Raw genomic sequence first — 321 nt, 5'->3', positions numbered from 1 at the left:
GCCAGGCCAGACAGACTAACTGAGCACCCGCTGCAAGGAGTCCGCGCCCATGGCGAGCACCAACATGGCGTCGGCCACCTCGCGGGTCATGCTGGCCGCGGGCGTGCCCACCGGCAGCAGCGGCGGCCGCGTCARCTTCGCCTCGGCGCCCAACCGGCTTGGCAGGAGGCTCGTGGCCCGGGCCGACAGCGAGGCCGCCGCAGCTGAGGCGGCGGAAGGGGAGGGYGCCGTGGCCACCAAGCCCAAGGCCGAGAAGCCGCCGCCTCGGCGCCCAACCGGCTTGGCAGGAGGCTCGTGGCCCGGGCCGACAACGAGGCCGCC

1 protein-coding gene is annotated in these 321 nt (G+C 75.2%); it reads right to left on the bottom strand.

Annotated features, from left to right (window positions below):
* Positions 1–15 precede the first annotated feature (15 nt).
* Positions 16–321 (bottom strand): hypothetical protein (locus tag FWJ25_RS20660; protein ID WP_223163284.1); only part of this gene is annotated, 306 nt, incomplete at its 5' end.

The organism is Marinobacter salinexigens (genome assembly GCF_008370345.1).
GTDB classification, from domain to species: Bacteria; Pseudomonadota; Gammaproteobacteria; order Pseudomonadales; family Oleiphilaceae; genus Marinobacter; species Marinobacter salinexigens.
The sequence above is the reverse complement of the archived record's forward strand: the minus strand, read 5'-3'. Positions and strand labels throughout refer to the sequence as shown.